Raw genomic sequence first — 10969 nt, forward strand, 5'->3', positions numbered from 1 at the left:
TAAATCAGTTAAATTCCAACATCCATTAAACATTGAATACATATCTGTTACATTTGATGTATTGAAATTGCTCAAATCAATGTTCATCAAACTATGACAGCCATTAAACATCCAAGGCATACCTGTCACTTTAGAAGTGTCGAAATTGCTTACATCAATAGTCTTTAAACTAGAGCAACTGTCAAACATAAATGACATGTTTGTTACATTTGAAGTATTAAAGTTACTTACATTAATGCTCTTTAAACTAGAACAGCCTTCAAACATTGAGGACATATCTGTTACATTTGAAGTGTCAAAATGATTGAGGTTTATTTTTTTCAAGCCAGAACAAAATAGAAACATTGCATCCATATCTATAACCTCGGATGTTTCAAAATTACTTAAATCTAGCTCTTCTAAGTTCTTACATGAACCGAACATATCCCGCATATTTATAACATTAGAAGTATTAAAATTACTTATATCTAGATTTGCTAGTGCTTTACAATCCGTAAACATTGTCGTCATATCTGTGACTGCCGATGTATCAAAACTGCTCAAATCTAAGCTCTTTAAATTAGTACATCCCAAAAACATCGCACGCATATTAGTGACTTTTGCCGTATTAAATTTGCTTAAATCAAGTTCTGTCAAATTCGAACAGTTATTAAACATTAGTCGCATATTCATTACATTTGAAGTGTCTAGATTGGCTAAACCTTCAATTGAAGTCAATTTAGTCAAACAAGCAAATAGACCGGACGAATTTTGGTTTGCAATTACTCCTGAATCAAATTTAATCTTAGTTAATTGATTCTGAAAGTTTTCATTTAGCTGACCTATACCAACATCAGTAAATTTACCGGAATACCATTTTGGTAATCCCAAAGTTCCTTCATGTAAATGTAAAACGTAGTCATCACCCTCACGAGTGTATTCCCATTTACTTGTACCCCATGTTCCTTGATCAATTATCTCACTACCTTGACCTGCTTTGACTGGTACGTGCTGCTTAGCTTCTGTTGATTGAGTGTTAATTCCATTTTTATCTACTTCGGTAGACTCGTTGGTGGAGCTATTCTCCTCGCTTCCACTATTTGAATTACTACTACTTGCATCTGTATCATTTATTCCATTTGAATTATTACCATTTGAATTATTACCATTTGCATCCGTTTCAGTTTTACTTCCTGGGGCCTGCACTTCTACTACTTTTTCACTGCTTGCTGCTGGATCTTCTGTTGCTGCTTTTACTTGTTGCTGAGTTAAGGCAACTCCACATACTAGTCCTGCAACTGCAGACGAAATAAGTAGACTTCTATTTCTACTGTTCATTTTTCTCCTCCATTTAAATAACATATATTATTTAATTATATGATTACACTTATATTTTTTCAACAAAAAAAGGTTTCTAAATTATCAGCAGTATAATAAATATCCACCTGTTGATCTTGACTATCACTTGTTACTTTTTCTGCCGGAACAAAAGCACTACTTGCAGTATAACCCTTTAGTTTTGGTACTGTTACTCTTGCCCAGTTTCCTGTACGCCAGCTGGCATATGTCTTTTGTCTTCTGCTAACACTGATTTTAATTACTTAATTAAAAATTACCGAAAGGTGCATCAACAGCTTATTCCTTTTTATACTAGGATTATTTAGGAAGACAAAAAGAAGCCCCTATCTAAAAAGATAGGAGCTTCTTTATTTTCAGTAATTATTCAAAGAATAATGTACTACTTTTTATTCAAAAGCTGTTTGCTTAACAAATTCATCATTTCCAATGGAGTAGTAAGCCACACCTTGGATTGCAACAACACTTCCGAATGTTTGAACATTTTCACCCTTATTGATTGTCTTGCTACCAACACGTTTACCATATTTGTTGTAAACAGCAGCACTTGAAGTCAATGTACGAGTGGTTCCAGTAACATTGTCGCTATCGAGATATTGATCTTTGCCAATTTCAACAAATTGACGACCATTAACTGTCTTAGTTTCGCCAGTAGTTACTTGAGAACCAGACTTAAGGATTACCTTGTTAACTCTTTGACCGTTACCGTTATAAATGTAAGCATCATGACCTAATGTAGCATTTGAAGTTACACCATCTGCAAGAACATTATTTGCTTCTTTAGTAGCTGAAGCAAAGTTTGCTGCTTTGACATAACGATTATTGTCAATAATGAAGTAAGACTTACCGTTAATTGAAACTGGATCACCGTAAGTAGTTACTTTAGCATTCTTCTTCAAAAGCTTAGTGCCAACACGCTTACCATTCTTGTTGTATACGAAGGCATTCTTCTTCAAAGTTCTCTTCTTACCAATAAAGTTGTTAACTGCAACGTATAAACCATCATCAGTTAAGTAGAAGTCACGATTACCAATCTTTTGGGTTCCAAAAGTAGAAATTGTCGAGCCCTTCTTAGCAACTAATAGGTTGGCACGATTGCCGTTCTTATCGTAGAAGTATGCATTGTGTGTAAGAGTCTTATCAACAGCCTTAGAAGCATCTGCACCAGCAGTTTCAGCTGAAGTGCCTTCACTAGTTGCTGAGCCATTCGAACCAGAAGCGTTAACACCCGAACCTGCTGAACCAGTTCCTGCATTACTGGAGTTATTTGAACCTGAATTGTTTGAACCGGATCCACTATTACCAGAGTTATTGCTTGAGCTGTTTGAGCCGGAACCGTTAGATCCTGAACCGTTTGAGCCTGAGCCATTTGAACCTGAGCCATTTGATTCAGAACCGTTTGAACCTGAACCATTTGAGTCAGAGCCATTTGAGCCTGAACCATTTGATTCTGAGCCGTTCGAGTCTGAACCATTTGATTCAGAACCGTTTGAACCTGAGCCATTTGATTCGGAGCCGTTCGAGTCTGAACCGTTTGAGTCAGAACCGTTTGATTCGGAGCCATTTGAACCTGAACCATTTGATTCTGAGCCATTTGATTCTGAGCCATTTGAGTCAGAACCATTTGAGTCAGAGCCATTTGAGCCTGAACCATTTGATTCTGAGCCGTTCGAGTCTGAACCATTTGAGTCAGAACCGTTCGAGCCTGAGCCATTTGATTCTGAACCGTTTGAGCCTGTTCCATTTGATTCGGAGCCATTTGAGCCTGAGCCATTTGATTCAGAACCGTTTGAACCTGAACCGTTCGAGCCTGAGCCATTTGATTCAGAACCATTTGATTCAGAACCGTTTGAGTCAGAACCGTTTGATTCTGAGCCATTTGAGCCTGTTCCATTTGATTCGGAGCCATTTGAGTCTGAACCGTTCGAGACTGAGCCATTTGAGCCTGTTCCATTTGAGTCAGAACCATTTGAGTCTGAACCGTTTGATTCGGAGCCGTTAGATCCTGAGCCATTTGAGCCTGAACCATTTGAGTCTGAGCCGTTAGATCCTGAGCCATTTGAGCCTGAACCATTTGATTCTGAACCATTTGATCCTGAGCCATTTGATTCAGAACCGTTTGAGCCTGAGCCGTTTGATTCTGAACCATTTGAACCTGAGCCATTTGAGTCTGAACCGTTTGATTCTGAGCCGTTAGATCCTGAGCCATTTGAGTCTGAACCGTTTGATTCTGAGCCGTTAGATCCTGAGCCATTTGAGTCTGAACCGTTTGAGCCTGTTCCATTTGAGTCTGAACCGTTGGAGCCTGAGCCATTTGATTCTGAACCATTTGAGTCAGAACCGTTTGATTCTGAACCATTTGAGTCAGAACCGTTTGATTCTGAGCCGTTAGAGCCTGAGCCATTTGAGTCAGAACCGTTTGAGCCTGTTCCATTTGATTCGGAGCCATTTGAGTCAGAACCGTTTGAGCCTGAGCCATTTGATTCTGAACCATTTGAGTCAGAACCGTTTGATTCTGAGCCATTTGAGCCTGTTCCATTTGATTCGGAGCCATTTGAGTCTGAACCGTTCGAGACTGAGCCATTTGAGCCTGTTCCATTTGAGTCAGAACCATTTGAGTCTGAACCGTTTGATTCGGAGCCGTTAGATCCTGAGCCATTTGAGCCTGAACCGTTTGATTCTGAACCATTTGATCCTGAGCCATTTGATTCTGAGCCATTTGAGTCAGAACCGTTTGAGCCTGAGCCGTTTGATTCTGAACCATTTGAGCCTGAGCCATTTGATTCAGAACCGTTTGATTCTGAGCCGTTAGATCCTGAGCCATTTGAGCCTGAACCATTTGATTCTGAACCATTTGATCCTGAGCCATTTGATTCAGAACCGTTTGAGCCTGAGCCGTTTGATTCTGAACCATTTGAACCTGAGCCATTTGAGTCTGAACCGTTTGATTCTGAGCCGTTAGATCCTGAGCCATTTGAGTCTGAACCGTTTGATTCTGAGCCGTTAGATCCTGAGCCATTTGAGTCTGAACCGTTTGAGCCTGTTCCATTTGAGTCTGAACCGTTGGAGCCTGAGCCATTTGAGTCTGAACCGTTTGATTCGGAGCCGTTAGATCCTGAGCCATTTGAGTCTGAACCGTTTGAGCCTGTTCCATTTGATTCGGAGCCATTTGAGTCAGAACCGTTTGAGCCTGAGCCATTTGAGTCTGAACCATTTGAGTCAGAACCGTTTGATTCTGAACCATTTGAGTCTGAACCGTTTGATTCTGAGCCGTTAGATCCTGAGCTATTTGAGTCAGAACCGTTTGAGCCTGAACCATTTGAGTCAGAGCCATTTGAGCCTGAACCATTTGATTCTGAGCCGTTAGATCCTGAGCCATTTGAGCCTGAACCATTTGAGTCTGAGCCGTTAGATCCTGAGCCATTTGAGTCAGAACCGTTTGATTCTGAGCCATTTGAGCCTGAACCGTTTGATTCTGAACCATTTGAGTCAGAACCGTTTGAGCCTGAGCCATTTGATTCAGAACCGTTTGATTCTGAGCCATTTGATTCTGAACCGTTTGATTCTGAGCCGTTTGAGCCTGAACCGTTTGAGTCTGAGCCGTTTGATCCTGAGCCATTTGAGTCAGAACCGTTTGATTCGGAGCCGTTTGATTCGGAGCCATTTGAGTCTGAACCGTTCGAGCCGGAACCATTTGATTCTGAGCCATTTGAGTCAGAACCGTTAGAGCCTGAACCGTTTGAGTCAGAATCGTTTGATCCTGAGCCATTTGAGTCAGAACCGTTAGAGCCTGAACCATTTGAGTCAGAACCGTTTGATTCGGAGCCATTTGAGCCTGAACCATTTGAGTCAGAACCGTTTGATTCGGAACCATTTGAGTCTGAGCCGTTCGAGCCTGATCCATTTGAGTCTGAGCCGTTTGATTCTGAGCCATTTGAGTCAGAACCGTTCGAACCTGAACCATTTGAGTCTGAGCCATTTGAATCAGAGCCGTTTGATTCTGAGCCATTTGATTCTGAACCGTTTGATTCTGAGCCATTTGAGTCAGAGCCGTTAGATCCTGAACCATTTGAGTCTGATCCGTTTGAGCCTGAGCCATTTGAGTCAGAACCGTTTGATCCTGAACCATTTGATTCTGAGCCATTTGAGCCTGAGCCGTTTGAGTCAGAACCATTTGATTCTGAGCCATTTGATTCGGAGCCGTTTGATTCTGAACCATTTGAGCCTGAGCCATTTGAGTCAGAACCGTTGCTGCCTGAACCGTTTGAGTCAGAGCCGTTTGATTCTGAGCCATTTGAGTCTGAGCCGTTTGATCCTGAACCATTTGATTCTGAACCATTTGATCCTGAGCCATTTGAGTCAGAACCGTTTGATCCTGAACCATTTGATCCTGAACCATTTGATTCTGAACCGTTTGAGCCTGAACCGTTGGAGTCAGAACCATTTGAGTCTGATCCGTTAGATCCTGAGCCATTTGAGTCTGATCCGTTTGATTCTGAACCATTTGAGTCAGATCCGTTGCTGCCTGAACCATTTGATTCTGAGCCGTTAGATCCTGAGCCACTATTATCCTTAACAATGCTATCAATTGTAGCCATTGCGTCATTAGCAGCTTGCAGCATTTCAGAAATTGTCTTGGCAGTGTCTACATTTGCAGTTCCTGCTGCAACTGCCTGATCTATCTTATCCTTGATGGCTTGTTTATCAGCATCACTCAGATTTGGCAGTGCATCTACATCTTTCTTGGCTGAATCACCATGGTCTTTGATACTGTCTTTGACTGTATTCTTGCTCTTGGTGTCATCAGTGCCAGTAATAACTTTGCCAATTTCGTTTGTAACATCAGCTACAACTTGACTAACTTGGTCAGCATTAGTTGCTTGATCTACTTTATCCTTAGCTGCTGCAACTGCATCATCTATTGCTTTATTGGCAGCTTTTTTATCATCAGGAGTTAACTCTAAATCTTGACTAATCTTGTTCTTAGCATCATTAGCAGCCTTATCGATTGCATCCTTAGCTGCTGCCTTTTGATCATCTAAAGTAATATTTGGTTTCTTAGCGGCAGCAATTCCTGCTAAACCATCTTCTTTAGCTTTGTTCACATCTCCAGCATTTTCAGCTTTATTAATTGCGTCTTTTGCTGTTGCGGCTACATCATCAACTGCTTGCTTTTCTTTAGCCTTTTCTGCAGCTGTCTTACCAGTATCTTTATCAATTGCATCCTTAGCATTTGCTGCAGCTGCATCAATTTCTGATGAAACATCAGCTTTTTGTTGGTCAAGTGGTTTACCAGGAATGTATTGAGCATCAATTGCATCAATTCCTGCATTTTCCTTATCCTTGACTTCTTGAGCATCTTCAGCACGATCAATTGCATTCTTAGCCTTTTGAGCTTCCAATTGAACATTTGATGATTGTCTTGCCTTTTCAGATGGAGTTAAGTTTTGATCATTAGTAATTGCTTGGTTAATAGCTGCTGCTTCAGCATCAATTGCTTGCTTAGCATTTTCCTTAACAGCAGTTAATTCAACTGCACTACTATCCTTAACAACTGCATTAATTGCATCAATACCATCTGTTTGAGCTTTTTCAATGCCTTCACTATCAGTTGCAGCATCAACATTGTCTTTAGCTGCATTAGCTGCATCATCAACTGCTTGCTTAGCCTTTGCCTTTTCAGGGTTAGTTAAGTTCTTAGCAGCGTCAATTGATGCTTTAGCTGCAGTTGCAGCTTCATCAATTGCTTTATTAGCTTCAGCCTTTTGATCGTCAAGAGTCTTACCAGGAACATATTGTGCATCAATTGCATTAATACCTGCTACTTCACGATCACTAATTTCTTGTGAATTCTTCGCACGGTCAACTGCATTTTCAGCCTTTTCAAGTTCACCTTCAACATTAGCAGTTTGTGTTGCCTTTTCATCATCATCAAGAGCGGTGTCAGCAGCAATAATAGCTTTAATTGTATTTGCTTCTTGAACAAGAGCATCCTTAGCAGATTGCTTTTGAGTTGCCAAGTCATTACCTGACAAGTGTTGAGCATGAAGAACATTCACACCATTAGTGTATTCTTCTTGAACTTGTTGTGCGGTTGCAGCAGCTTCAATCTTGTCAATAGCCTTCTGCATTTGAGCTTCAACTGCAGCAATTTGATCTTTCTTCGTTTGATCATCAAGAACTGGATCACTGTTGATTTCTTCCTTAACAATTTCAGCTTCATCTCTGATTAATTGTTGAGCATATTTCTTTTGATCAACAAGTGACATTGGGTTAGTTAGGTACTTAGAATCAATATCAATGATACCTTTATCACGAGCAGCTTTAATGCCCTGAGCGTTTGTAGCAGCATCAATCTTATTCTTAGCAGCTGTTGCTGCTGCATCAACTGCAGCAATTTGATCAGCTTTAGCCTTACTATCTAATGAAGGATCCTTATTAATCCAACCCTTGATCTTATCAGCTTCCTCATCGATACGATCTTTAGCTGCTTGGCGTTGTTGGTCTAAAGTTGCATCACTTGGTTGGTAATCAGCATCAATAGTGTTAATGCCATCATTAGTTACACCGATTACTCCTTGAGCCGTTGTTGCCTTATCAATTGCGTCTTTAGCTGCAACTGCATCAGCATCTACCTTAGCCTTTTGGGCAGTCTTTTCAGCATCAGTTAGAGTTGGATCAGAATTAATAAGTGACTTAGTGTCCTTAGCTTCTTTGTCAATCTTGGCTTTAGCTGCTTGCTTCTGATCATCTAAGGATGTGCCTGAAACATGATCCTTATCAATAGCCTTAATACCAGCTCTTTGTGCATCTTTAACACCTTGAGCATCAGTTGCAGCATCGATATTATCTTTTGCAGTTTGAGCATCAGCATCTACCTTGGCCTTTTGCTCAGCCTTTTCAGCACTAGTTAAGGTTGGATCTGCGTCGATTTCACCCTTAATCTTAATTGCTTCATTATCAATTGCATCTTTTGCATTCTGCTTTTGATCTGATAATGGGGTGTCGCTTGTTACGTGATCACCGTCAATTACTTTCTTACCCTGATCACGTGCATCAACAATACCTTGTGCGTTAGTTGCTGCATCAATATTGTCTTTAGCTGCTGCGGCATCTCTATCAACCTTATTCTTTTGAGCAGTCTTTTCAGCATTAGTTAAAGTTGGATCGTTTTCGATTTCACCCTTAATCTTAACTGCCTCAGCATCGATTGCATCTTTAGCGTTCTGCTTTTGCTCTTCCAGAGTAGTTGTGTTAGGTTGGTGATCTTTTCTAATTTGATCAATACCTTGATCACGTGCATCAACTACTCCTTGAGCATCAGTTGCATTGTCAATTGCAGCCTTAGCTTTTTGAGCATCAGAATCCACCTTAGCCTTTTGTGCTGCCTTTTCTGCGTTCGTTAAAGTTGGATCTGCATCGATTTCACCTTTCACCTTGGTTGCTTCGGCATCAATAGCGCCTTTAGCATCTTGTTTCTGGGTATCTACAGCTGTTCCAGAAACGTGGGTATCATCTACTGCCTTTATGCCCTTGCCTAATGCATCCTTTACTCCTTGAGCATCAGTTGCATTATCAATGTTAGTCTTAGCTACTGCTCCGGCATTAACTGCATCCTGCTTTTGTTTGGCCTTGGTTGCAGCATCCAAGGTCTTATCAGCATCGATTTCACCTTGGACTTTGGCTACTTCAGCATCAATAGCATCTTTAGCATCTTGTTTCTGAGTGTCTACAGCTGTTCCAGAAATATGAGTATCATCTACTGCCTTTATACCCTTGCCTAATGCATCCTTTACTCCTTGAGCATCAGTTGCATCATCAATGTTAGTCTTAGCTGCTGCTCCGGCATCAGCTGCATCCTGCTTTTGTTTGGCCTTGGTTGCAGCATCTAAAGTCTTATCAGCATCGATTTCACCTTGGATCTTCGCTACTTCGGCATCAATAGCGTCTTTAGCATCTTGTTTTTGGGTGTCTACAGCTGTTCCAGAAATATGAGTATCATCTACTGCCTTTATACCCTTGCCTAATGCATCCTTTACTCCTTGAGCATCAGCTGCATTATCAATGTTGGTCTTAGCTGCTGCTCCGGCATCGGCTGCATCCTGCTTCTGTTTGGCCTTAGTTGCATCATCTAAGGTCTTATCAGCATCGATTTCACCTTGTACTTTGGCTACTTCGGCATCAATAGCGTCTTTAGCATCTTGTTTTTGGGTGTCTACAGCTGTTCCAGAAACGTGGGTATCATCTACTGCTTTTATGCCCTTGCCTAATGCATCCTTTACTCCTTGAGCATCAGTTGCATTATCAATGTTGGTCTTAGCTGCTGCTCCAGCATCGGCTGCATCCTGCTTTTGTTTGGCCTTAGTTGCAGCATCTAAGGTCTTATCAGCATCGATTTCACCTTGGACTTTGGCTACTTCGGCATCAATAGCATCTTTAGCATCTTGTTTCTGGGTGTCTACAGCTGTTCCAGAAACATGAGTATCATCTACTGCTTTTATGCCCTTGCCTAATGCATCCTTTACTCCTTGAGCATCAGCTGCATTATCAATGTTGGTCTTAGCTGCTGCTCCAGCATCTGCTGCATCTTTCTTTTGTTTGGCCTTGGTTGCAGCATCTAAGGTCTTATCAGCATCAATTTCACCTTGAACTTTCGCTACTTCGGCATCAATAGCGTCTTTAGCATCTTGTTTCTGGGTGTCTACAGCTGTTCCAGAAACGTGAGTATCATCTACTGCCTTTATGCCCTTGCCTAATGCATCCTTTACTCCTTGAGCATCAGTTGCATTATCAATGTTGGTCTTAGCTGCTGCTCCAGCATCTGCTGCATCCTGCTTCTGTTTAGCCTTGGTTGCAGCATCTAAGGTCTTATCAGCATCAATTTCACCTTGGACTTTGGCTACTTCGGCATCGATAGCGTCTTTAGCATCTTGCTTTTGGGTATCTAATAATGCACCAGTAACGTGGGTATCATCTACTGCCTTTATGCCCTTGCCTAATGCATCCTTTACTCCTTGAGCATCAGCTGCATTATCAATGTTGGTCTTAGCTACTGCTCCGGCATCTGCTGCATCCTGCTTTTGTTTGGCCTTGGTTGCATCATCTAAGGTCTTATCAGCATCGATTTCACTTTGAACCTTGGCTACTTCGGCATCAATAGCGTCTTTAGCATCTTGTTTTTGGGTGTCTACAGCTGTTCCAGAAACGTGGGTATCATCTACTGCTTTTATCCCCTTACCTAATGCATCCTTTACTCCTTGAGCATCAGCTGCATTGTCAATGTTGGCCTTAGCTGCTGCTCCAGCATCAGCTGCTGCTTGCTTTTGTTTGGCCTTGCTTGCAGCATCTAAGGTCTTATCAGCATCGATTTCACCTTGGACTTTGGCTACTTCGGCATCAATAGCGTCTTTAGCATCCTTCTTTTGTGCGTCTAGACTAGCAGGAACATGAGTATCATCTACTGCTTTTATACCCTTGCCTAATGCATCCTTTACTCCTTGAGCATCAGTTGCATTATCAATGTTGGCTTTAGCTGCTGCTCCAGCATCAGCTGCATCCTGCTTCTGTTTGGCCTTGGTTGCAGCATCTAAGGTCTTATCAGCATCGATTTCACCTTGTACTTTGGCTACTTCGG

At 41.5% G+C, this 10969-nt stretch carries 2 protein-coding genes; both read right to left on the minus strand.

Going from position 1 to position 10969, the window contains the following annotated elements; genetic code table 11:
* Positions 1-1317, minus strand: a 1317-nt coding sequence (locus H3R25_RS08770) for a BspA family leucine-rich repeat surface protein (protein ID WP_198195153.1), incomplete at its 3' end; no start/stop codon positions are given.
* A gap of 407 nt (positions 1318-1724) precedes the next feature.
* On the minus strand, positions 1725-10969 hold a 9245-nt coding region (locus H3R25_RS08775; RefSeq protein WP_198195155.1), incomplete at its 5' end, for a DUF1542 domain-containing protein.

Source organism: Lactobacillus sp. M0390 (assembly GCF_016102085.1).
In the GTDB taxonomy this organism is placed as follows: Bacteria; Bacillota; Bacilli; order Lactobacillales; family Lactobacillaceae; genus Lactobacillus; species Lactobacillus apis.